Here is a 23,447-nt window from a genome sequence, read left to right as displayed (position 1 = left end):
GTCGCTCACGTCTATGTCGTTCCCGTTCTGCGAATCGTCCGGCGCGCTCACGACTGGGCCGCGCTAGCTGAGGGAGCCACCGAGGCGGCCGCGCCGACGGTCAGGCTCTTGATGGTGATCTTCTCCTTGGGCGTGACCTTGTCACCGGTCTCGCTCTCGACCGTGGGGATCTTGCCGATCTTCTCGACGGTGCCGAGACCGCCGGTGACCGTGCCGACGACCGAGTACGCCGGGTCGGCCGCGGTGTAGTCCTTGAAGAACACGAGGAACTGGCTGCCGTTGCTGCCCTTCGGGTTGCCGATCATCGCGACCGTCCCCTTGGGGTAGGTCACCTCGGCGTCGGCGGGAGCGCTCGCGCTGGGCGAGGGCTCGGGAGCGCCCGCCGGCAGGTTCTCGTCGTAGAAGCTGTACGTCGGGCCGCCGTTGCCGGTCCCGCTCGGGTCACCGCAGCGAACCGCGCCCTCGGCGGTGATCTCGTGGCACGTGGTGTTGTCGAAGAACTGCTTGCCCGCGAGGTACGTGAAACTGGCTGCCGCGCAGGTCGCGTTCTCCACGTCCATGCTCACGACGATCGGGTCACCCTTGTCGGTGGTGATCGTCATGGTCTCGGTGCCGGTCTCGGGAATGTCCTTGGTGGGCGGAGTCCCGACCTCCTTGAGATCGGTGTTCGTCGCCGCGTCCTGCGGGGTCCAGAGACAGATGTCGCCGGCCTCGGTCTCGGTGGCCTCGTCGCTGTCGAAGGCGCCGCCGGCCCAGGCCACACCGGCGATGATCAGTAGCACCGCGAGGCCGGTGCCGACGCCTGCCGTGATCCGGCGACGGCGGCGCTCGCGCTCGGCTCGGCGGGCTTGTTGCCGGTCGAATTTCGCCCGCGCGAGTCTGCGCTGCCGGTCCTTGCTGGGAGCCACCGAACGCTGTCCTTCCCTGTGTATGTCAAGGGGTGCGGCACGCCACACGCCCGCAAGAGTGTACGGGTACCCGCTGAGAAAGTGGTGTGCGCCCGCCCAGCTAGGCTCGTTACGATTCCGCACCTGAAGTCTGTGAATCCTGAGAGGTCGTCATCGTGCTCGTCACCGGCTTTCCGGCCGAGGCCTTCGGCACCAACTGCTACGTGGTGGCCGCCGGTCCGGGCGAGCAATGCGTGATCGTCGATCCGGGCATCGGCGTCCTGGACCAGCTCGACGAGGTTCTGGCCCAGCACCGGCTGCACCCGGCCGCCGTGCTGCTCACGCACGGGCACCTCGACCACACCTTCTCCGTCGCCCCGGTCTGCGGCGCGCGGGGCATCACCGCCTACGTGCACCCGGCCGACCTGGAGATGCTGGCCGACCCGGCGAAGGGTCTCAGCGCCGATCTCACCCAGATGTTCGGTGGCCGCCTGCAGTACACCGAGCCCGACGACGTGGCCGAGCTGACCGACGGTGAGGCGCTGACCATCGCCGGCCTGGAGATCAGCGTCGACCACGCCCCCGGCCATACCGGCGGGTCGGTGCTGTTCCGGATGCCGGGCGACGACGCCGAGGAGATCTGCTTCTCCGGGGACGTCCTGTTCGCGGGATCGATCGGGCGCACCGACCTGCCGGGCGGCAGCACCGCGACGATGATGACCAGCCTGCGGGACAAGATCCTGCCGCTGGCCGACGAGACCGTCGTGCTGCCCGGCCACGGACCGGCCACCACCATCGGCCGCGAGCGCGCGTCCAACCCGTACCTGCGGGAGCTGACTGCAGCGCCGCGTCGCGGTCTGTAGAAAAACGGAGAGATTCACAGTGCCCATTTCCGGCTTCCCCGAGTGGCTGCCGTCGCAGCGCATGATCGAGCAGTTCGTGCTCGACAAGATCCGTTCCACCTTCGAGCTCTACGGTTTCGCCCCGCTCGAGACCCGCGCCGTCGAGCCTCTGGAGACGCTGCTCTCCAAGGGCGAGACGTCCAAGGAGGTCTACCTGCTGCGCCGCCTCCAGGAGGACGAGGGCGGTGCCAAGACCGACGACCAGCTCGGCCTCCACTTCGACCTGACGGTCCCGTTCGCGCGCTTCGTCACGGAGAACCACGGCAAGCTGCAGTTCCCGTTCCGCCGCTACCAGATCCAGAAGGTGTGGCGTGGCGAGCGCCCGCAGGAGGGCCGCTACCGCGAGTTCCTGCAGGCCGACATCGACGTGGTCAACCGGGACACGCTGCCGTTCCACTTCGACACCGAGATGCCGCTGGTGATCGGCGACGCGTTCCGCTCGCTGCCGATCCCCAAGGCGGTCATCCAGGTCAACAACCGCAAGGTCTGCGAGGGCTTCTACCGCGGCCTCGGCCTGGAGGACACCGCCCAGGTCCTGCGCACCGTGGACAAGCTCGACAAGATCGGCCCGGAGAAGGTCGCCGCGCTGCTGGTCGAGACGGCCGGAGCGACCGACGCCCAGGCCGCCGCGTGCCTGAAGCTGGCCGGGATCTCGACGTCCGACGCGTCTTTCGTGGATCAGGTGAAGCAGCTCGGCGTGACCGACCCGCTGCTCGACGAGGGCCTCGACGAGCTGCGCCAGGTCGTCGAGGCGGCGAACGAGCACGCCCCCGGCCTCATCCGCGCCGAGCTGAAGATCGCCCGCGGCCTCGACTACTACACCGGCACCGTCTACGAGACGCAGCTCGAGGGATATGAGCGTTTCGGCTCGATCTGCTCGGGCGGGCGCTACGAGACCCTCGCCTCGGTCGGCAACACCCGCTTCCCCGGCGTCGGCATCTCCATCGGCGTCTCCCGCATGCTCGGCCTCCTCTTCGGCCAGAACGCGCTCACCGTCTCCCGCGCGGTCCCCACCGCCGTGGTGATCGCCCTGCCCAGCGAGGACCAGCGCGCGGCCTGCGAACGCATCGCCGCCGGCCTGCGCAGGCGGGGCATCCCCACCGAGGTCGCCCCCACCGCCGCGAAATTCGGCAAGCAGATCCAGTTCGCCGACCGCCGGGGCATCCCCTTCGTCTGGTTCCCCGGCGAGGACGGCCACTCGGTCAAGGACATCCGCTCCGGCGAGCAGGTGGAGGCCGACCCGGCGACATGGGCTCCGCCGGCGGAGGATCTGAAGCCTTCGGTGGTACGGGGATAACGGCAGTACCCAGCCGCATCCGGGACGTCCCCCAGCGCACCACACCTGCGGGGACGTTCCCCCGGCTCACGCCGGCGCCGGCACCGGCGCACCCGTGCGCTCACGACCCGGTGGACACCAGGTGAGTGATGGTGGGCGGGGCGGTGGCCAGCGAGATGGCGTGCTTCTCGGCCTCTTCGTCGGACTCGGTGAGGCGGCCCTCGTGCTGGCGGAGGTGCTCGTCCCAGGTGGGCACCAGGTAGACCTCGACGAACGTGTCGGGCTTGGTGCCGTCGCGGAACAGGCCCCACTGTGAGGCCCCGGTGCGCATCCGGGAGCCGCGCACCTTCTGCATCGCCGCCGTGAACGCCGCGATGTTGTCCTGCGGAACCTGGTAGGCCGCGGAGATGAGGACCGGGCCGTCGTCCAGGCCGGGCTGGAAGAGCAGGTGGGGTTCCGCCCAGTAGACGGCCGGCGTGTAGTCCTCGTCCTCGTGGGTGTGCACGGGCCATATCCGTACCGTGAGAAGACCCGCCGCCATCAGGACCGCAGCCGTGGCGAAGGTCGTCGCGAGGCCGAAGGCCGTGGCGAACTGGCCCCAGAGCAGCGCGCCGAGCGCCTGCCCGCCCGCGAAGACGAGCTGGTAGATCGCGAGCGCGCGGGCCCGGACCCAGTTCGGCAGGGAGAGCTGCATCGCCGCGTTCATCCGGGACACGAGCATCATCCAGGCCAGGCCGGCGAGGACCAGGGCGGGCGTGACGGCGAGGGCGTGCGGCACGAAGGCGATCACTGCCAGCGCGGCGCCGTAGACCGCACCCGTACCGACGATCATCTGGTCGGTCCTGAGGATCCGGCGGGCCCGGGGCATCAGGAGAGCGCCGGCGATCGCGCCGACGCCGAGAGCGGCGAGCAGGATGCCGTACCCCTGGGCGCCCATGCCGAGCTCCTGCCGCGCGACCACCGGCAGCAGCGCCCAGATCACGCTGCCCGGAAGCACGAAGAGCACGACCCGGCCGAGGATCCGGCGCACCACCGGTGACCAGCGGACATAGCGTTCCCCGGCGCGCAGGGCCGAGCCGAACCGCTCGGGATGGCCGGTCGGCGGCTGCGGAGGGCGACGCCAGCCGGCCAGGGCCAGCGCGAAGATCGCGAAGGACAGGGCGTTGAGTCCGAAGACGACGGCCGAGCCGAACTGGGCCACCAGCAGACCGCCGACGGCCGGACCGGCCGAGCGGGCCAGGTTCGTGTTGACCGCGCCGAGCGCCGACGCCGCGGGCAGCTGGTCGTGCGGCACCACCTCGGGGATCACCGCCTGCCAGGACGGCAGCGTGAGCGCCTGCCCGCATCCCAGCAGGAACGTGAAGACGAGCAGCAGCGCGGGCGGGAGGTGGTCCAGCGCGGCGAGCGCGGTCAAGGTCGCTGCCACGAAGAAGAGCCCGATCTGTACGGCGAGGAGCAGTCGCCGCCGGTCCAACGCGTCCGCGAGAGTCCCGGCGGGCAGGGCGAACAGCAGCACCGGAAGGGTCGTGACGGTCTGCACGAGGCTCGTCCAGGTGGCCGCGTCCGGTTCGTGGACGACCAGCCACTGCGCCCCGACGGTCTGCATCCAGGTGCCGGCGTTGCTCGCGAGGACGGCAAGCCAGAGGATGCGGAACACCGGGTTCTTGAGCGGCGTCCACGGGCCGTCTTTTCTCGTCACGGCAGGAACCTACCCAGCGCGTGGCCGTCAGGAGCGCCGATGTGCTCCAGGTCCCGGTCGCGGGATGACCGCCCGGTTGTCGTCCACCTCGTGGCCGTCGTCGCAGCGCATCGCGACGTGCATCTCGGCGCCGCAGTCCCGGTGGGCGTAGCGGATCGGCGGCCCCTCGGGATCGGCCAGGTAGCGGTTCCCCCACTCGGTCACGGCGATCAGCATCGGGTAGAGGTCGAAGCCCTTGTCGGTGAGGCGGTACTCGTGGCGTACCCGCGCGCCCGGCTCCTGGTAGGGCTCACGCCGGAGCACGCCGTGCCCGACCAGGGCGGCCAGCCGGTTCGTCAGCACCTGGCGGGGGATGCCGGTGCGCACCCGCATGTCGTCGAAGCGGCGTACCCCGCTGAAGACCTCCCGCAGCACGACCACCGTCCACTTCTCGCCGAGGATCTCCATGGCGCGGGCGAGCGTGCAGTTGTCGACGGACCAGTCGAGCGCCGACGGTGTGACCTTTCCGACCATGCTGAGAAGGCTAGGTCTCATTGACAGACGCAGCAAGCCGATGCCAGCCTGAATCCATGACGCAGACTCAGGACGCTCTCCGGACCCGGACGTTCGGCTGGTCCGACCCCGCCGAGCACGCGAGCATGCTCGGCCGTCGCAGCGGACTCGAACTCCTCCAGGCGATGGCCGGCGGAGAGATCCCGCCGCCGCCCGTCATGCACCTGATCGGCGCCGCCGGGATCACCGCCACCGAGGGCAGCGTCACGATCGAGCTGGACCCGCAGGAGTTCCACTACAACCCGCTCGGCACCGTGCACGGCGGTGTCATCTCCACGCTGCTCGACACGGCCGCCGCCTGCTCGGTGCACAGCACCCTGCCGGCCGGGGTGGGCTACACCAGCATGGATCTCAACGTGAAGTTCCTGCGTGCGGTGACCGTCGACTCGGGCCGCCTGACCTGCACCGGCGCGGTGCTGCAGCGCGGCCGTCGTACCGCCCTGGCCGAGGCCCGCCTGGTCGACGGCGCCGGCCGCCTGGTCGCCCACGCCACCTCCAGCTGCATGATCTTCGAAATCCCCACTCCCTGACCTGTCCGCGCCGCCCCCAGTGAGTGTGCCCAGCGAGCGTGTCCGACAAATGTGATTAGCCGGATGTTTCGGTTTTGTTCCGATTAGCCTCGATAGTGGTCCGTCGCCAGCGGGCCACTCGCGAGGAGGAGCGGTGAAGGGCAGCGTCGATCCGCACCGCGGCCGTCTACTGATCATGGGTGGGGCCGCCGGACCGGGACTCCTCGCGCTCTTCGCCGAGCTGGCCGGGGGAGCGGACGCCCGGATCGTGGTGATCGCGACGGCCAGCGTGGAGCCGGAGGCGGCCGAGGCCACGCACCTCGAGAGGTTCGGCGAGAACGCCCGCGCGCTGCGGATCACCACCCGCGCCGAGGCGAACGCCCCCGAGGTGGAGCCGGTGCTGCGGGCCGCCACCGGAGTCTTCTTCACCGGCGGCGACCAGGAGCGGATCACCACGGTGATCGGCGGTACGGCCACCGACTCGCTGCTGCAGGAGCTGCTCGCCGCCGAGGCGATCGTGCTGGGCGGGACCAGCGCCGGCGCGGCGATGATGTCCGGGACCATGATCACCGGCGGGGACCGTCCCGGGGTGACGGCGGCCAGCGTACGAACCGGTCCGGGTCTTGAATTTCTGCCCGGCGTCCTGATCGACCAGCACTTCGGTGAGCGCGGCCGGCTGAACCGCCTGCTCAGCGCGGTCGCCTGCTATCCGCACGAGCTCGGGCTGGGCATCGACGAGGACACCGCGATCCTGGCCGAGGGGGACCGGTTCGAGGTGCTCGGCAGCGGCGCGGTCACCGTCGTCGACGCCGGCGCGGCCACCGACATCGCGGTCCCGCCGACCGGGCCGATCGCGCTGGCCGGCGCACGTATCCACGTGCTCCCGGCGGGCTACACCTTTCACCTCACGGGCCGCCGACCCGTCGCCGGCACGCCCGCCGCAGAACGGGAACGAGCCGCATGAAGATCGAGTTTCTGCGCCGCCTGCGCGGCCCCAACGTCTATCTGTCCCGTCCCGCGGTCGTGGCCCGGCTGCGCCTGGAGGAGCTGGCCGGCGTGGAGACGACCGACGTCACCGGATTCACCGAGCGGCTGCTGCGCTCGCTGCCGGGGCTGGCCGAGCACCACTGCGCGGCCGGGGCGCCGGGCGGGTTCGTGAGCCGGTTGCGCAACGGCACCTACTTCGGCCACGTCACCGAACACGTCTGCCTCGAGTTGTCGCAGCGGATCGGCCGGGAGGTGAGCTTCGGGCGGACCGTCGCGGCGGGGGAGCCGGGCGTCTACGACGTGATCGTGGAGTGCCCGGTCGACGAGTCGCCGGCGTCGCGGGTGCCCGGCCTGCTGCTGGAGACGGCGATCGACCTGGTGCTGGCGGTGCACGGCGGTAAGGCGGTCCCGGTGCGGCCGGGAAGTGGAGCACGACCGGGAAGTGGAGCGCGAGGCGGCGTCCTGGCGCACCACCTCGCGGACCTCGCCGCCCTCGCCGAGCGGGAGGCGGCCGGGCCCAGCACCCGGGCGATCATCGCGGCTGCCCGGCGCCGGAGCATCCCGGTGGAACGGTTCGACGACCTGAGCCTGCTGCGCCTCGGCTGGGGCACCCGGCGGCGGCTCGCGTGGGCGGCGATGACCGACCGGACCAGCGGCGTCGGCGTGGATCTGGCCGGCGACAAGCACGTGACGCGGCGGCTGCTGGCCGAGGCCGGGATCCCGGTGGCGCCGGGCGGACCGGCACGGACGCCGGCCGAGGCGGTGGCGCTGCTGGCCGAGCTGGGCGCGCCGGTCGTGGTGAAGCCGCGGTGCGGACGGCAGGGCCGGGGGGTCGCGATGAACCTGAAGGCGCCGGACGAGGTGGAGCGGGCTTTCCAGGAACTCGAGCACGACGAGGAAATGGTGGTGGAACGCCAGCTCGGCGGCCGGGACTACCGGGTCCTGGTCGTGGCGGGCGAGGTGGTGGCCGCCGCGGAGCGACTGGCGGCGCACGTGGTCGGCGACGGGCGGTCCACCGTGACCGAGCTGGTGACCGGGGCCAACGCCGATCCGCGCCGGGGGACCGGGCACTCCCGGGCGCTGACCCGGATCGAGCTGGACGAGGCCGCCGACCGGGTGCTGTGGCGGCAGGGACACACGCCGGGCAGCGTGCCGGCCGACGGCGTGACGGTCTGGCTGCGCGAGACCGCGAACCTCTCCACCGGCGGCACCAGCCGGGACGTCACCGACCAGGTGCATCCGGACGTCACCCGGCTCTGCCAGCGGGTGGCCGCGCTGATCGGGCTGGACATCGCCGGGATCGACCTGCGGCTGCCGGACATCGGCGCGCCGCTGCCGCCGGTCGGCGACCCGGACCGGGTGACCGCCGGTGTGATCGAGGTGAACGCCGCGCCGGGCCTGCGGATGCACCTGTCCCCGGTGGCCGGCCGGGCCCGGGACGTCGGTGACGCGATCGTGCGGGCGATGTTCCCGGGCGGCTCGGACGGCCGGATCCCGACCGTCGCGGTGACCGGGACGAACGGCAAGACCAGCGTCACCCGGCTGACCGCGCACCTGCTCAGCGGCAGCGGGATGCGGGTCGGCACGGCGAGCACCGAGGGCGTGACGATCGACGGGCGCACCGTGCTGGTGGCCGACGCGACCGGACCCCGCTCGGCGCAGATGGTCCTCGGCGACCCGCAGGTGGAGGCCGCGGTGCTGGAGACGGCGCGGGGTGGGCTGCTGCGGCGCGGGCTGGGCTGGGACTGGACCGACGTCGGCGTGATCACCAACATCACCGCCGATCATCTCGGGCAGGACGGCCTCGACTCGATCGAGGACCTCGCGCACGTGAAGGCCGTGGTCGCCGAGCGGGTCCGGGACGGCGGCACGCTCGTCCTCAACGCCGACGACCCGTGGGTACGCACCCTCGCCGACCGCCCGCGGGTCCGCGCCGATCGGAAACGCCTGGTCTGGTTCGGCCTGGACGCCGCGAACCCGGTGGTGACCGAGCATCTGGCGCGCGGGGCCACGGCGTACGTGCTGCACGACGGCTGGCTGGTGCAGGCCACCGGCGCCCGGCGTACCCCGCTGGTCCGGCTCGCGGAGGTGCCCGGCGCGTACGGCGGCGCCGCCCTGCACGTCGCGGCGAACACCCTCGCCGCGATCGCCGCCGCCCGGGCCCTCGGAGCACGGCCGGAGACCCTGGTGGATCGGCTCGGCGAGTTCGACCCGAGCGTGGAGAACCCGGGCCGGGGCACGCTGCTGCGGGTCGGCGACGTGTCGGTCTATGTGGACTACGCGCACAATCCGGCGGCGCTCGCGACGACCCTGCGTACGCTGCACAGACTCTGGGGCGCGCAGCGCTGCGTGGCGGCGGTGACGCTGCCCGGCGACCGCCGCGACGACCTGCTGGCCGGTTCGGCGCAGATCCTCGCGGACGGCCTGACCCGGGTGGTGCTCTACGAGGACGAGGACCCGCGTGGCCGCGCGCCGGGCGAGGTCGCGGACCTGATGGAGCGGGAGATGAGAGCTCGCCGGCCGCAGATCAGGTCGGTCCGGGCGACCGGCTGCCGGGACGCGATCACCAAGGCGTTGGACCTCGCCGCCCCCGGCGAGGTGGTGCTGGTGATCTATGAGAAGTGGGCGCCGGCCCGGGCGTTCCTCGCGGAGATGGGCGCTGTCCCGGCGGGCGGCACCCCGGTGGTCACGCTGCCCGCGGCCCCGGCCCCGAACGCGGTGCCGGGGGTGTCCCGCAGCCTCACCGGAACCCGGACGCGTGGGTGACCAACGTGACAGATCTTGGACAGAGTCGATCTCTCTCCGTAGTTCCGTGCTGACCGCTCGTGAGTGGACGGTCGGCTTGGTTGAAACCGCAAGTTCCGACGAAGCGGGCATACCCCATGCGTTGTCGTGGCGCTACGTGTGCGGGCGGCGCCGGAGAGCCGTTCCGGGCCGATTTATTAAGTCAACTCACCGTAACTAAGGCCTGCTAGATCGCAATTCGGGCGCTCGAAGTGCAGACCGATGGGTACTAACATCCTCGCCGCCGATGGGGGATGCTCAGGGTCCGATGGTGGGCCCGACTCGCCCGGCGTCGGGCGGCATGGCGGTGCGGCCCGGTGTCTCTTCTCGAAGCGCGCATGTGGGGGCACATGAGCACGACGGACCTGCCCGGTTCGGGGCTGCTCGCCGGTCGATATCGACTGGTCGAGCGTCTCGGCGCCGGCGGGATGTCAGTGGTGTGGCGAGGGTTCGACGAGGTCCTGGGGCGTCAGGTCGCCATCAAGGTCCTGCCGCCCTCGACCAGCACCGACCCCTCGTTCCGGCGCAGGCTGCGAGCGGAGGCACAGGCAGCCGCCCGGCTGACGCACCCGCACATCACCAATGTGTACGACTACGGCGAGGCGACCACCGTCGACGGTGAGCCGGTCCCCTATGTCGTGATGGAGCTCGTCGACGGCGAGTCGCTCGCCGCGATCCTGGCCCGGGTCCGGATGCTGCCGTGGCCGACCGCCGTCCGGATCAGCGCCGAGGTCGCCGCCGCGCTGGCCTCCGCGCACGCGCGCGGCATCGTGCACCGGGACGTCACACCGGCCAACGTCATGCTGACCCCGGCCGGTTCCAAGGTCGTCGACTTCGGCATCTCCGCCCTGATCGGGGAGAACGACGTCGACCCGGACGGCAGCCTGCTCGGCACCCCGGCCTACCTCGCCCCCGAGCGGCTCGAGGGCGGCCAGGTCAGCCCGGCCACCGACGTCTACGCGGTCGGCCTGCTGATCTACCGCATGCTGATCGGCCAGCTTCCGTGGGACGTCGGCACCACGACCGCCCTGCTGCGCGCCCATCAGTACACCGAACCCGAGCCGCTGCCGCCCGTCGAAGGGCTTCCGCCGGCCGTCGAAGCGCTCATCGGCCGCTGCCTGGAGAAGCGTCCCGAGGACCGGCCGCCGACCGCCGAACTGGCGCACGTGCTCGCCGGCATCTCGGCCGGCGCGCCCCTGGTGACCTCCGGGTTCGACGCGACCTGGCAGGACGGCGAGGACACGTTCATCCTCCCGTCCGGCTACCCCTATGCGGGGATGGGCCCGGCCGCCGCGGCCGCCGTCGGCCCCACCGATCCGTCGGCGGTGCACCCGGTCGTCGCCCAGGCGGTCACCGAGCCGTCAGCGCTCCCGGAGGCCCGACCACCCGCTGCCGATCCGCCGCCACTGCGCCCCGGCGCGCGGGGCCCGGCAGCGGGCTCACCGCCCGGCAGGGCGGCGGACACCAGGAAGAGGACGTACGTCCGGCGCGGCCTGCTCCTCGCGGGTTCGGTGGCGCTGCTGAGCGCTCTGACGTACGGATGGACCGCTCTGGGCCAGCCTCAGAATGAGAACGCCGCGGGTCTCGGGGGAGCAGCGCCTCTGCCCAGCGTCGTCCCGGTGTCCGGCACCTGCGTGGTCAGTTACGCGGTCTGGTCCGACGACAAGAAGAAGTTCAAGGCTCAGGTCACCCTGGCGAACCGGGCGGATGACCCGATCGACGAATGGGACCTGTGGTTCCTCATGCCGGGCGACCAGGTCGTCTCCGGCAACGGCAAGACCGTGCTGAAGCAGGACGGCAGTGGGGTCACGGTCTCCTCGGTGGCAGCGCTGGCCGCGCAGAAGACGACGACGATGCAGATCAGCGGGCGCTACGTCGACAACAACGCGGCGCCGATGCTGTTCATGCTCAACGGGCAGCGGTGCGAGGCGTACGTGTCGGGCGAGCCCGGCGAGCCGTCCCGCCCGGTCGAGCACCTCGCCGACGGCGGGGTCCGGTTCGGTGACCCGGCGACCACCCCGTCGGCCGGGATCTCGATCGACCCCGGCGGCAACGTGCACATCACCCCGACCGTGTCGGTCCGGCCGTCGACCACCAAGACGCCGGGGATCAAGCCGGTGCCGAGCGGCAGCACCACCACCGCGCCCGAGCCCGGGACCAGCACCTCGCAGACCACCACCGATCCCGAGGAGTCGGAGTCCCCGCCGCCGCCGGACCCGCCGAGCGTCTCGCCCTCGGACCCGGTGGTCGAGCCGCCGAGCCCGTCGCCGTCCACGTCGCCGCCGCCGGAACCCGGTACGGGCATCGACGACCCCTGTGATCCCGAGGTTCCGGAGGAGTGCCCGGAGCCGGTTGGGTCAGACTGATTGGCCGGCGGCACGAAAACGGGAGGCCGAGGACCCCGCGGCAGGTCTACCGTGAAGGTGGGCTGAAGCCCGGATTGCAGGACTTTCGCACGGCGTGGCTGCCGATCGGCGTGCCACTCGCGGGGAAGATGGGCGATGGCGTTCTAGCAGGTCGTCGACATCGGGAGTTCGACATGATCAGCACAGTCAAAGAACTGGCCGCCGAGGCGCTGTTCGTCTCGTGCCTGCAGCCGTCGGAGCGTCCCGACCGGGAAACGGTCGAGGACGCGATCACGACGATGATCCTGCGGCACGGCAGTGACGGTTGCGCGGCCGGCGTCGCCACCGAGTTCGGTGATCATCCGGACGTGGCGGTGCGCCGGATGGCCTGGGTCAGATCCGAGCTGACGGAGGTGCTGGCGCCGCGTGTCTCGGTGCTGCGCTGACCCGCCGGTAACACCAACCCCTCTGGTCACAACCAGAGGGGTTTTTCAATGTAATCCTGAGCTTTTTCATGAAAAAACTCCATAAAAGCAACCGAGTTCGGGCTCCGCTGCACCAAACGGCGGCCAAAGTTCTTCTCGTCAGCCGGTGTTCAACAGCCGGTTCGTACAAGCGAGGAGGACTACGTGACCACCACGACCGAACTCCCCGCCACCATCGGCTCCACTCACGACGCGCCCTCGGCGCGCGATATCGAGGACCTGATCCGAGAGAACATGCCGATGGTTGGCCATCTGGTCCGGGAACTGCTCAACCGGGTACCCGGCCACGTCCACGCAGATGACCTCTCCTCAGCCGGGTTCGCGGCGCTGCTGGGAGCCGCCCGCTCCTTCGACGTGACACGCGGCATCCCCTTCCACCGCTTCGCCGCGGTCCGGATCCGTGGAGCGCTGCTGGACGAGCTGCGCGGCCAGGACTGGGCGAGCCGGTCGGTGCGGGCCCGTGCACGCAAAGCCGCCACCGCCCGCCAGGAGCTCACCGGAGCGCTGGGTCGTACGCCGAGCGACGCCGAGGTGGCCGAGGTGCTCGGCATCGGTGTCTCCGAGCTCGCCAGTGTCGAGGACGACGTGCAGAAGGCGTCGCTGCTCAGCCTGCAGGGCTTTCCGACGGGTGCGGCCGAGGAGATGGTGCCGGAGACGTCCGAAGGGCCGGAGGATCTGCTGCTGAAGAGGGAACGGCTGGGCTATCTGCACCAGGCCATCCAGGCGCTGCCCGAGCGGCTCCGCCAGGTCGTGCAGGAATCCTTCTTGCAAGAGCAACCGCTGAGCGAGGTGGCGGCCAGGCTCGGCGTCACCGAGTCCCGCATCTCTCAGCTGCGCACCGAGGCCCTGCGGCTGCTGCGTGAAGGCCTGAACAGCTCCCTCGCGCCGGAGTTGCTCACCGTGGCGGCGGGCGGTCCCCGCACCCGCAAGGGCTGCCTCCAGCGCCGCCGCACCGAGTATTTCGCGAAGGTCGCTCAACAGGGCAGCCTCCACACCCGCCTCGCGCTGACCGACGCTCACGGCGTCCCGATCGCGGTAGCGGCCTGAGAAGACCCTTCGCGGGAGACGGCCCTCGCGGCCGTCTCCCGCTTCTTCCGGCCACGAGCCAGCAGCACCGCTCCCAGCGCGGCGATCCACAGCCCCCAGGCGGTGCTCCCGACCGGCCCGGCGGCGTCCCAGACGGGGAATCCGGGGATCGCGGTGGCCAGCACGTCACCCTGGTTGAGCAGGTAGAGCGTGGAGGCGATCAGCCCGGCCACGCCGAGGGCCCGGTGGTCCCGGAGCACGATGACGCTGACGGTCACCGACCAGACGACGGCGAGCACCTGGCCGAGATGCTCGCCGAGCAGCGCGCCGCCGAATTGATGCTGCGCGGTCCAGGCCGCCTCGGTGCCGGTGCCGCCCGCCCACGCCGCTGCGAGCGGGGGCACGACGAACACCCAGCGCAGGAAGCCGATCAGGGAGAGCAGGACGGACGCGGCGCCGATGGCGGTGGCGGCGCGCAGAACCGGGTCGGTCTCCCGGCCGAGGGCCGCCGGCAGGAGCAGGACGGGTACGGCGAGCAGCGCGTACGTCCACGCCACGGCGAACCACGTGACGATCAGGGTGGTGCCGCCCTCGTGGAAGCGCTCCAGGACGTACGGGGCGGGCTCGCGCAGGATGTCCGGCCAGTCGAACGTCGCCGCGAGCACGCTCGACGACACGGTGAAGGCGGCCACCGCCACGAGGAAGAGGATTCCCGTCGATCTCTGTGCACTGTGCAGAATTGTCATGCCGACAATGCTGTACGGTGTGCAGAGATTCGTCAAGGGGGTGCGCCGATGGTCAGACCCGGTCCGAAGCGGGCGCTCAGCGAGGGTGACGTGCTCGACGCCGCGCTGGGGCTGCTGGACGCCGACGGGCCCACCGCGGCGTCGATCAGGCGTATCGCGGGGGTGCTCGGGGTGTCGCCGAACGCGGTCTACACGTACTTCCCGGACAAGGCCGCCATCGAGCAGGGACTGGTCGAACGGCTGCTGGGTGAGCTGAACCGGGCACATCGGGACGGCGTGGACTGGCGGGACGAGCTGGAGGCGGTCGCGCTCGGGTTGCGGGATCGGCTGACCGCGCATCCGGGTGCGGTGCCGCTGCTGCTCGGCGGGGCGATGAACGGTCCCGAGGCGTTACTGCTGGGGGAGCGGCTGCTGGACGCGCTCCACCGCGGCGGGCTTGAGTCCGGGGCGGCGGCGCGGGGGGCGTACCTCGTCATGGTCTATGTCCTCGGCGCGATAGCGCTCGAGGTCGCGGACGTCCCGCGAACCGGCGCCCTCGCACCGGAGGCCGACCGGATCGCGGACCGGCGGGCGGCGATGACCCATGTCCCGGCGGACGTCCTGCCCCGGACCGCCGAGGCGGCCGAGGTGATGGCCGGGTGGATCGGCACCGAGCAGTACCTCTGGGGCCTGCGCCGCGTCCTGGACGGCCTCCAGGACGCGGCCTGATCGCGGGTCAGCCGGCCGCGGCGAACTCGGTGGCGCGGTGGCAGAGCGGGTCGAGGGCCCGGGCCACCTCGCGGACGTCGGCGCTGACCGCCGTGGCCAGCACGCCCGGGCCGGCCAGGGGCATCACCGCCGCCGACGGACCCGCCATGCCGAGAGGCGGCAGGTCCGGACCGGCGGCGACCAGGGTGCCCACGGCCCGGCCGTCACCGAGTACGGCAGCGCCGGACCAGCCGGGGGCGGCCGGGCCGACGGCGAGTTCGTGGCGGTACAGGGTGGCGCCCGCATACGAGATGCGCGTGTCCGCCCGCAGGTCACCGGAGTCCTCGCCGTGCCGGCCGCACACCAGGTCGTCACGCCAGAGCAGCGAGCCGCCCTCGGCCACGTCGACCCGGGTCACCGCGATGTGGTCGCACCCGGCCGCCGCGATCAGGGGCTCCGGCAGGTAGCGCAGGGTGCCGCCGGCCGCGACAGTGGCCGTGACCGTGAGCCGAGACGCCGGCAGGAACGACCGCCCCGGCAGCGCGAGCGAGGCCGCCACACTGCGGAACTCCAGCCACGCGCCGGAGCCGACCTCGATCTCCAGCCGCAGCTCGTCCCCGCGCAGCGGCCCGGCCGCCCCGCCGACGAGGTGCACCGTCACGCCGGGGCTCGCCGTGACGCCCGGCGGGCCGGTGCGCCGCAGCAGCAGGGGCGACTCGCCACGCAGGACGGTCAGCCGGGTCCGTCCCCTGCTGTCACACTCCGCGACCACCCGAGCCTCAGCTCGCACGGCGTCCCCCGAGAGGCGCCGCGGCGGGGTGATCAGACACGGGCGGCAACCAGCGAGCGGATCCAGTCGGCCACCGGGGTGGCCTGTTTGTCCTCGGCCAGGGAGAGGAAGACGGTCGGCAGGTCGCCTCGGCGGGCTCCCGCGTCGCGTTCCATCACGGAGAGGTCGGCGCCGACCAGGGGGGCCAGGTCGGTCTTGTTGATGACCAGCAGGTCGGAGGTGGTGACGCCGGGGCCGCCCTTGCGGGGGACCTTGTCGCCGCCGGAGACGTCGACCACGAAGATCTGCTGGTCGATGAGGCCCTTGCTGAAGGTGGCGGTCAGGTTGTCGCCGCCGCTCTCGACGAGGACCAGATCGAGCGGGCCGAGTTTCTCCTCGAGGTCCTCGACCGCGTCGAGGTTCGCCGAGATGTCGTCGCGGATGGCCGTGTGCGGGCAGCAGCCGGTCTCGACGGCGCGGATCCGCTCGGCCGGCAGGACGCCGTTGCGGAGCAGGAAGTCCGCGTCCTCGGTGGTGTAGATGTCGTTCGTCACCACCGCGAGCCGGATCTCCGAGCCGAGGGCCCGGCAGAGGGCGGCGACCAGTGCGGTCTTGCCCGAGCCGACCGGGCCGCCGATGCCGATGCGGAGCGCGCGCGCCCCGCCGGCCAGCGGCTCGTGCGGGTCGACGCCCGCTTCGGGATGCGTGTGGGGAACCTCATCGGGGCCGTGTTCGTGCAGTTCAGGATGCAAAGAGACGCACCTCCCAGGTGGCGTGGTGCTCGGCGCCGATGTCGAGCAGTGGAGCTCCGGCGGCCGGCAGATCGTCGACCGCGTCGCGGTACCGGCTCGCGGCCGTTGCCGCGATCCGGTCACATTCGGTGGTGAGGCGGGCCAGCAGGGCGTGCACCCCGTACGGATCAAGGCCCAGAAGCCGGACCGCCGCGCTCGCCGCACCGGTGATCGTGCCGTGCGCCGCGGCGACGGCGGCCTCGCCCGGCGCCAGCCCGGCGGCAGCGGCCAGGACGCCCAGAGCGACCGGCTGATGCGGCTCGCGGCTGACGGGCGCCAGCAGGGTCCACATGGCCCGGCCGGCCCGCAGCAGAGCGCGACCCTGCGCCCGTGAGGCCTTCCGGAGAGCCGGCGACGGCGTCCGGGCGTCGAGTCCCTCGTCGAGCTCGGCCACCCGGTTCACATCGCCGCAGGCGGCGGCCGCGAAGGCGGCCGACACGAGACCGCTGGTGGCGAGCTTGCCCCGGAGGAAACCGCCGAGATCGTCGACGTCCTTGACGCGTCCGGCGGCGACCTGGGCCTCCAGGCCGCCGGAGTGGGCGTGCCCCCCGGAGGGGAGCCGCCCGTCGGCGAGCAGGAGCAGGGTGGAGAGGCTCATCAGAACAGGAAGTAACGCTGAGCCATGGGCAGTTCCGACACCGGATCGGGTTCGATGACCTGGCCGTCGATGCGCACCTCGAAGGTGTCGGCGCTGACCTCGATCCGCGGCATGGCGTCGTTGCGGATCATGTCGGCCTTGCCGACCGAGCGGGTGTCGCTGACCGGGACGAGCGCCCGCTTCACCCCGATGCGGTCGGAGAGCAGGGCGTCGATCGCGGCCGGGGCCACGAACGCCACGGACGTCTGCGCCGGCACGACCCCGTAGGACCCGAACATCGGGCGGGGAAGCATCGGCTGCGGAGTCGGGATGGACGCGTTCGCATCGCCCATCTGGGCGTAGGCGATCATGCCGCCCTTGATGACCAGCGCCGGCCGGACACCGAAGAACGCCGGGTCCCAGAGGACCAGGTCGGCCAGCTTGCCGGGCTCGACCGACCCGACCTGCTCGGCCATGCCGTGCGCGATCGCCGGGCAGATCGTGTACTTCGCGACGTACCGCTTGGCCCGGTTGTTGTCGGCCGCGCCGTCGCCGGGAAGGGCGCCGACGCGAGCCTTCATGACGTGGGCGGTCTGCCAGGTGCGGGTGACGACCTCGCCGACCCGGCCCATCGCCTGCGAGTCCGAGCCGATCATCGAGATCGCACCGAGGTCGTGCAGGTAGTCCTCGGCGGCCATGGTCGACGGCCGGATCCGGCTTTCGGCGAAGGCCAGATCCTCCGGTACTGCGGAGTTCAGGTGGTGGCAGACCATCAGCATGTCGAGGTGCTCGCTGAGGGTGTTGCGGGTGTACGGCCGGGTCGGGTTCGTCGACGACGGCAGGATGTTCGGGTGGGACGCGACAGTGATGATGTCCGGTGCGTGCCCGCCGCCGGCGCCCTCGGTGTGGTACGCGTGGATCGACCGCCCCGCGATGGCCCGCAGCGTCTCCTCGACGAAACCGGCCTCGTTCAGCGTGTCGGTGTGGATGGCGATCTGCACCCCGGAGGCGTCCGCCACGGTCAGGCAGGCGTCGATCGCCGCGGGCGTGGTGCCCCAGTCCTCGTGCAGCTTGAAGCCGCCGGCGCCGCCGCGCAGCTGCTCCCACATCGACTCGGCGGACATCGTGTTGCCCTTGCCGAGCAGCAGCACGTTGATCGGCCAGGTGTCCAGGGATTCGAGCATCCGGGCGAGGTGCCAGGCGTTCGGCGTGACGGTGGTGGCCTTGGTTCCCTCGGCCGGTCCGGTGCCGCCACCGATGATCGTGGTGATGCCGGAGGCGAGGGCGGTGTCCAGGATGGTCGGGCTGATCAGGTGTACGTGGCTGTCGATCGCCCCGGCCGTGAGGATCTTCCCGTTGCCCGCGATGATCTCGGTGCTGGCGCCGATCACCAGGTCGGGATGCACCCCGTCCATGGTGTCCGGGTTGCCGGCCTTGCCGATCGCCACGATCCGCCCGTCGCGGATGCCGACGTCGGCCTTGATGATCCCCCAGTGGTCCAGGATCACCACGCCGGTGATGACGGTGTCCGGGGTGCCCTCGGCCCGGGTGGCCCGCGACTGCCCCATCGACTCCCGGATGACCTTGCCGCCGCCGAAGACGACCTCGTCGCCGGGCCGCGGCCCGGAACTGCGGTCCTCCTCGATCTCGATCAGCAGGTTCGTGTCGGCCAGCCGGATCCGGTCACCGGCGGTAGGGCCGTAGAGCGCGGCATACCGGCTGCGTTCCAGTGAGGTCATGCCGGTTCTCCACTCGGGTCATGGCTGGATCCCCGGCTCACCGTGGGCTCCCGTTGTCGCCGTTGGGCTGGCTCTCGCCTGTGTCCTCGTCGAGGGACCCGGCCGGCTCGATGTCGGCCGGGTCGGGGCCGGGTGCCGGGCTGTCGGCGTCGAGCGGGCCGCCGGCCAGGCCGCGCAGGCCCGGGACGATCCGCCGGCCGGCGAGCGGCACCAGGGTGACATCGCGCGGGATGCCGGGTTCGAAGCGGACCGACGTGCCGGCCGGGATGCCGAGGCGGTGACCCCAGGCGGCCTTCCTGTCGAATTCGAGTGCCGCGTTCGACTCGGCGAAGTGGAAGTGCGATCCGACCTGGACGGGCCGGTCGCCGGTGTTGCGCACGGTCAGCGCCAGCACCGGACGGCCGGGGTTGATCTCGATGACGCCCTCGCCGTACAGGATCTCGCCGGGGATCGTCATGAGATCGGCCCGTGCACGGTGACGAGCTTCGTGCCGTCCGGGAAGGTCGCCTCGACCTGCACTTCGGCGAGCATCTCGGGAACCCCCTCCAGGACGTCGTCGCGGGTCAGCACCCGGCGCCCGGCGTCCATCAGTTCGGCGACGGTCCGGCCGTCCCGCGCTCCTTCGAGCAGGAACGCCGTGATGATCGCTGTCGCCTCCGGATAGTTGAGCCGCAGGCCGCGGTCACGGCGGCGCTGGGCGACGTCGGCCGCCACATGGATGAGCAGTCTTTCCTGCTCGTGCTGGCTGAGGAACAAAGGGACCTCCTGATCGCGCCCCGGAATGCTCGCAGCTGGAAGTTTCGGACGTGTTACCCGCTCGTTCGATCATCGTCGCCCGATTCCGATGGTCGTCGCCGGTTCGCGAAAAATCCCGCCACCAGCCCGTTTCGCGTCACACCCGCGCGGCGATGCCGTCGATGAGCAGGTCGACGGCGAGCGAGAAGCCGGTGTCGTCCGCTTGGCCCTCGCCGATCAGCCGGCGCATGGTGCCGTTCACCTCGGTGTGCAACAGGCCGCCCACCAGCACCGCCAGCACGGCGCCGGTGCGTTCCACCTCGGACTCGGGCAGCCCGGCGCCGCGCAGCACCTCGCAGAGCGTCCGCCACATCGGCCCGTCGCGCTGGATCACGTCGTCACTGGCGAACGCGTGCCGGATCAGGTTGCGGTGCGCCAGGCTGAGCGTGCGGAACTCGTACGCCAGCTGCCGCAACTGCTCCTGCCAGGTCCCGCCGGCCGGCTCGATGTGCCGGGCGCCGTCGGTGACCAGCCTGGTCACGCCGTCGAGCAGCGCGGCCTTGCCGGGCACGTGGTGGTAGAGCGACATCGGATTGACGCCCAGGTCGGCCGCGAGTCTGCGCATGCTGAGCGATGCCACGCCGTCGGCATCGATGATCCTCAGGGCCGATTTCAGGATCATGTCCTTCGTTAAACGTTGATCACCCGGCTTTGCGGTCCCTGCCATACGCCGTATGGTAGCGCCATACACCGTATGGCTGAGGAGGTTCTCCCTTGACCGCCGCCATTCCCGCCCCGCGCGGCCTGCCGATCGTCGGCAATGGACTGCAGGTTCCGGTGGAAGGCACCCACCGGTTCTTCGCCGGCCTGGCAGCCCAGCACCCCGGAGGCGTGTTCAAGCTGAACCTCGCCGGGCGCCACGTGGTCTTCGTCTACGACCCGGACCTGGTGGCCGAGGTGTGCGACGAGTCGCGCTTCTACAAGCCGGTCGACGGCCCGCTCGGCGACGTCCGCGACTTCGCCGGCGACGGTCTCTTCACCGCCCGCGAGGACGAGCAGGTCTGGGGGCAGGCGCACCGGATCCTGCTGCCGGCCTTCAGCCAGCGGTCGATGAAGGCGTACTTCCCGCAGATGCTGGAGGTCGCCCGGGACCTGGTCACGGCGTGGGAGGGCAGGACCGTCGTCGACGTGACCGACGACATGACCCGGCTGACCCTGGACACCATCGCGCTCGCCGGTTTCGGGCAGTCGTTCAAGTCCTACGAGCAGGTGGAGCTGCACCCCTTCCTCCAGGCGATGGGGAACGCGCTCACCGAGGTGATGCACCGGGCCCGCCAGCTGCCGCTGGTCACCCGGCTCAAGCGGGAGGCGGACGCGAAGTACCGCGAGGACATCGCGGTCATGCAGGACACCGTCGACGAGGTGATCCGGGCGCGGAGGGCGAGCGGCGAGAGGTCGAACGATCTGCTCGGCCTGATGCTCGACGCCGCCGACCCGGTCTCCGGTGGCCGGCTCTCCGACGAGAACATCCGCAACCAGGTCCTCACGTTCCTGATCGCGGGCCACGAGACGACCAGCGGCACCCTGTCCTTCGCCCTGCACCTGCTGCTGCGCAACCCGCACGTGCTCGCCCAGGCGTACGCCGAGGTCGACCGGATGCTGCCCGGGGACACCGTGCCCACCTACGAGACGATCATGAAGCTGGACGTGATCCCGCGGATCCTCGACGAGACGCTGCGGCTGCTCTCGCCGATCCCCTTCATCGGGCTGGCGGCGCGCGAGGCGACGACGCTGGGCGGGCGTTACGAGATCCCGGCGCACCAGAAGATCGGTGTGCTGATGAAGCCGCTGCACACCGACCCGGAGGCCTGGCCCGACCCGGAGACCTTCGACATCGACAGGTGGCTGCCGGAGAACAAGGCCGCCCACCACCCACACGCCTACAAGCCGTTCGGCAACGGCGAGCGGGCCTGCATCGGACGGCAGTTCGCGCTGACCGAGGCGCGGCTCGCGCTCGCCATGGTCCTGCAGCGGTTCGCGATCGCCGACCCGGACGGCCACCGGCTCACCATCAAGCAGACGCTGACCATCAAGCCCGAGGACTTCCGCCTGCGGATCCGGGTACGCCAGGAGCACGAGCGCATCGCGACGGGTGACGCCCTCACCGCCGCGGCGCCGGCCGCCGAGGTGGCCCGGGTCCAGGCCGGCGGTGTCCGGCTGACTGTCGCTCACGGCTCGAACCTGGGCACCTCCGAGGACCTGGCCCAGCAGCTCGCCGACCGGGCCCGGCGCTCCGGTTTCGACGTCACCGTGCAGTCCCTCGATGAACTGGCCGCCGACCTGCCGGGCGACGGGCTGCTCGCCGTGGTCACCTCCAGTTACAACGGGAAGGCCCCGGACAACGCGCAGCTCTTCGACGACCTGGAGATCCCGCCCGGCGCGCTGGACGGCGTCTCCTTCGCGGTGCTCGGCAACGGCAACACGCAGTGGGCCACCTACCAGGCCTTCCCCAAGCGGGTCGAGGCGAAGCTGCTCAACGCCGGGGCCACCCCGATCGTGGAGCGCGGCGAGACCGACGCGGCCGGCGACTTCGACGGCATGGCGACGGCCTGGCTGGACGGGCTGTGGACCGCTCTCGCCGCGTCCTTCGGCGCGTCGGCCGCGGCGGCGGCCGGCCCGCGGTACGCCGTGGAGGTGCTCGGCGAGGACCAGATCCGGCCGGCGGTGGTCTCCGGGCAGGCCCACCCGATCATGGTCTTCTCGGTGGAGGAACTGGTCGGCGACCCGGCCGGCCTCTGGGACTTCAGCCGCGAGGCGCCCCGGCCGGGCGTCAAGGCGATCACCGTCCAGCTGCCCGAGGGCGTCTCCTACGAAGCGGGGGACCACCTCGCCGTCTACGCCAAGAACGACCCGGAGCTGGTCGACTGGGCGCTGCACACGCTGCGGGTCTCACACGACCTGGTGGTGCGGCTGAGCCAGGACGGCGAGCGGCCCACCGGCCTGCCGATCGGCGTGCCGGTCACCGCTGGCCTGCTGCTCACCGATTTCGTCGAGTTGCAGGAGCCGGCCACCCGCGGGCAGATCGCCACGCTCGCGGCGCACACCGCGTGCCCGTGGACGACCCGGCAGCTGGCAGCTTGGACCGAGGACTCCGACCAGGGCCGGACCGCCTATGCCGACGAGGTGCTCGCCAAGCGGGTCTCGGTGCTCGGCCTGCTCGAACGCTTCCCGGCTATCGAGCTGCCCTTCGGCGTCTTCCTGGAACTGGTCGGGACGATCCGGCCGCGCTTCTACTCGATCTCGTCGTCGCCGAAGGCCGACCCGTCGCTGGTCACCATCACGGTGGGCCTGGTCGACGGCCCGGCCCGGACCGGCACCGGACGCTATCGCGGGATGTGCTCGCAATATCTGGCCCGGCTCCAGCCCGGTGACGTCTTCTTCGGCCACGTCCGGATCCCGGCCCCGCCCTTCCGCCCGCCGGCCGACCCGGCCACCCCGATGATCCTGATCGGCCCGGGCACCGGGTTCGCCCCACTGCGCGGATTCCTCCAGGAACGGGCGCTGCACGAGGACCGGGGGCCGGCCAAGCTCTTCTACGGCTGCCGGCACCCGGAGCACGACTGGCTCTATCGCCCGGAGATGGAGCAGTGGGCCGCGGACGGGGTGGCCGACCTGCACCTGGCCTTCTCCGCGGTGCCGGAGCACCCGCACCGATTCGTCCAGGAGGCCCTCGCCGCCGCCGGGGACGAGGTGTGGGAGCTGCTGGAGGCGGGCGCCCACGTCTATCTCTGTGGCGACGGCGCGCGGATGGCCCCGGCCGTGCGGGGTGAGCTGCTGGCGCTGCACCGCCGGCACACCGGCTCGACCGCCGAGCAGGCCGACGTGTGGCTGCGCTCGCTCGAAGCGTCGGGGCGCTATCAGCAGGACGTGTTCGCCTGACCCCGGACCTCG

General features: G+C 71.6%; 20 protein-coding genes and 1 pseudogene. 10 read left to right on the top strand and 11 right to left on the bottom strand.

Annotated features, from left to right (window positions below):
• Positions 1 to 47 precede the first annotated feature (47 nt).
• Entirely contained in the window at positions 48 to 908 is an 861-nt protein-coding gene (locus EP757_RS01505; protein WP_127542416.1) for a peptidylprolyl isomerase, read from the bottom strand.
• A gap of 155 nt (positions 909 to 1,063) precedes the next feature.
• On the opposite strand from EP757_RS01505, the gene EP757_RS01500 reads away from it, so the two are divergent.
• Both EP757_RS01500 and hisS read left to right on the top strand, forming a co-directional pair.
• Positions 1,064 to 1,750 carry an MBL fold metallo-hydrolase gene (locus EP757_RS01500; RefSeq protein ID WP_127542415.1) on the top strand — a complete coding sequence of 229 codons (687 nt, stop codon included), beginning with the start codon at positions 1,064 to 1,066 and terminating at the stop codon, positions 1,748 to 1,750.
• Positions 1,751 to 1,769: 19 nt separating this feature from the next.
• Positions 1,770 to 3,086, top strand: coding sequence for a histidine--tRNA ligase (gene hisS, locus EP757_RS01495; RefSeq protein WP_127542414.1), 1,317 nt, complete (start codon positions 1,770 to 1,772; stop codon positions 3,084 to 3,086).
• Positions 3,087 to 3,186: 100 nt separating this feature from the next.
• On the opposite strand, the gene EP757_RS01490 is transcribed toward hisS, so the two are convergent.
• Together EP757_RS01490 and EP757_RS01485 are read right to left on the bottom strand one after the other, a co-directional pair.
• The gene (locus EP757_RS01490; RefSeq protein ID WP_127542413.1) at positions 3,187 to 4,764 is read right to left on the bottom strand and encodes an MFS transporter; all 1,578 of its coding nucleotides are present in this window, start codon (positions 4,762 to 4,764) and stop codon (positions 3,187 to 3,189) included.
• Between the two features lie 27 nt (positions 4,765 to 4,791).
• On the bottom strand, positions 4,792 to 5,277 hold the full coding sequence (locus EP757_RS01485) for a helix-turn-helix domain-containing protein (RefSeq protein WP_127542412.1): 486 nt from the start codon (positions 5,275 to 5,277) through the stop codon (positions 4,792 to 4,794).
• Between the two features lie 56 nt (positions 5,278 to 5,333).
• Between EP757_RS01485 and EP757_RS01480 the strand changes: the two genes are divergently transcribed.
• The 6 genes from EP757_RS01480 to EP757_RS01455 all read left to right on the top strand — a co-directional run bounded on the left by EP757_RS01480 (position 5,334) and on the right by EP757_RS01455 (position 13,473).
• Positions 5,334 to 5,846, top strand: a complete 513-nt coding sequence (locus EP757_RS01480; protein WP_127542411.1) for a PaaI family thioesterase — start codon at positions 5,334 to 5,336, stop codon at positions 5,844 to 5,846.
• Between the two features lie 133 nt (positions 5,847 to 5,979).
• The gene (locus EP757_RS01475; protein WP_232050308.1) at positions 5,980 to 6,789 is read left to right on the top strand and encodes a cyanophycinase; all 810 of its coding nucleotides are present in this window, start codon (positions 5,980 to 5,982) and stop codon (positions 6,787 to 6,789) included.
• Positions 6,786 to 9,578 carry a cyanophycin synthetase gene (cphA, locus tag EP757_RS01470; RefSeq protein WP_127542410.1) on the top strand — a complete coding sequence of 931 codons (2,793 nt, stop codon included), beginning with the start codon at positions 6,786 to 6,788 and terminating at the stop codon, positions 9,576 to 9,578. Before EP757_RS01475 ends, cphA begins: the two co-directional genes overlap by 4 nt.
• Before the next feature lie 368 nt (positions 9,579 to 9,946).
• On the top strand, positions 9,947 to 11,962 hold the full coding sequence (locus EP757_RS01465) for a serine/threonine-protein kinase (RefSeq protein ID WP_127542409.1): 2,016 nt from the start codon (positions 9,947 to 9,949) through the stop codon (positions 11,960 to 11,962).
• Between the two features lie 173 nt (positions 11,963 to 12,135).
• Entirely contained in the window at positions 12,136 to 12,387 is a 252-nt protein-coding gene (locus tag EP757_RS01460) for a hypothetical protein (protein ID WP_127542408.1), read from the top strand.
• Positions 12,388 to 12,570: 183 nt separating this feature from the next.
• Positions 12,571 to 13,473, top strand: a complete 903-nt coding sequence (locus EP757_RS01455; RefSeq protein ID WP_127542407.1) for a sigma-70 family RNA polymerase sigma factor — start codon at positions 12,571 to 12,573, stop codon at positions 13,471 to 13,473.
• On the opposite strand, the gene EP757_RS01450 is transcribed toward EP757_RS01455, so the two are convergent.
• Positions 13,443 to 14,198, bottom strand: coding sequence for a DUF4386 domain-containing protein (locus EP757_RS01450; protein WP_127542406.1), 756 nt, complete (start codon positions 14,196 to 14,198; stop codon positions 13,443 to 13,445). The genes EP757_RS01455 and EP757_RS01450 overlap by 31 nt on opposite strands.
• A 48-nt stretch (positions 14,199 to 14,246) precedes the next feature.
• Between EP757_RS01450 and EP757_RS01445 the strand changes: the two genes are divergently transcribed.
• Positions 14,247 to 14,906: a TetR/AcrR family transcriptional regulator gene (locus tag EP757_RS01445; protein ID WP_127542405.1), complete on the top strand. Its 660-nt coding sequence runs from the start codon at positions 14,247 to 14,249 to the stop codon at positions 14,904 to 14,906.
• A 7-nt stretch (positions 14,907 to 14,913) separates the two neighbouring features.
• Here the strand turns inward: EP757_RS01445 and EP757_RS01440 are convergent, their stop codons facing one another.
• The 7 genes and pseudogenes from EP757_RS01440 to EP757_RS01410 all read right to left on the bottom strand — a co-directional run bounded on the left by EP757_RS01440 (position 14,914) and on the right by EP757_RS01410 (position 20,178).
• Positions 14,914 to 15,675: an urease accessory protein UreD gene (locus EP757_RS01440; protein WP_127542404.1), complete on the bottom strand. Its 762-nt coding sequence runs from the start codon at positions 15,673 to 15,675 to the stop codon at positions 14,914 to 14,916.
• A gap of 32 nt (positions 15,676 to 15,707) precedes the next feature.
• Positions 15,708 to 16,406, bottom strand: a complete 699-nt coding sequence (ureG, locus tag EP757_RS01435) for an urease accessory protein UreG (RefSeq protein ID WP_127542403.1) — start codon at positions 16,404 to 16,406, stop codon at positions 15,708 to 15,710.
• Positions 16,396 to 17,043, bottom strand: a complete 648-nt coding sequence (locus EP757_RS01430) for an urease accessory protein UreF (protein ID WP_127542402.1) — start codon at positions 17,041 to 17,043, stop codon at positions 16,396 to 16,398. The genes ureG and EP757_RS01430 overlap by 11 nt, the downstream gene beginning before the upstream one ends.
• Positions 17,043 to 18,761, bottom strand: coding sequence for an urease subunit alpha (locus tag EP757_RS01425; protein ID WP_127542401.1), 1,719 nt, complete (start codon positions 18,759 to 18,761; stop codon positions 17,043 to 17,045). The genes EP757_RS01430 and EP757_RS01425 overlap by 1 nt, the downstream gene beginning before the upstream one ends.
• 148 nt (positions 18,762 to 18,909) lie before the next feature.
• A pseudogene (locus EP757_RS01420) lies at positions 18,910 to 19,218 on the bottom strand (urease subunit beta); the annotation flags it as partial.
• On the bottom strand, positions 19,215 to 19,517 hold the full coding sequence (locus EP757_RS01415; RefSeq protein ID WP_127542399.1) for an urease subunit gamma: 303 nt from the start codon (positions 19,515 to 19,517) through the stop codon (positions 19,215 to 19,217). The pseudogene EP757_RS01420 and the gene EP757_RS01415, both read right to left, overlap by 4 nt.
• Before the next feature lie 136 nt (positions 19,518 to 19,653).
• Complete coding sequence (locus EP757_RS01410) at positions 19,654 to 20,178, bottom strand: TetR/AcrR family transcriptional regulator (RefSeq protein WP_160165750.1); 525 nt, start codon at positions 20,176 to 20,178, stop codon at positions 19,654 to 19,656.
• Between the two features lie 92 nt (positions 20,179 to 20,270).
• Here EP757_RS01410 and EP757_RS01405 point away from each other — a divergent pair, with 92 nt between their 5' ends.
• Positions 20,271 to 23,435: a bifunctional cytochrome P450/NADPH--P450 reductase gene (locus EP757_RS01405; RefSeq protein WP_127542397.1), complete on the top strand. Its 3,165-nt coding sequence runs from the start codon at positions 20,271 to 20,273 to the stop codon at positions 23,433 to 23,435.
• Positions 23,436 to 23,447 lie beyond the last annotated feature (12 nt).

This window comes from Actinoplanes sp. OR16, from assembly GCF_004001265.1.
GTDB lineage: Bacteria > Actinomycetota > Actinomycetes > Mycobacteriales > Micromonosporaceae > Actinoplanes.
This window is presented reverse-complemented; position numbering and strand designations above follow the sequence as displayed.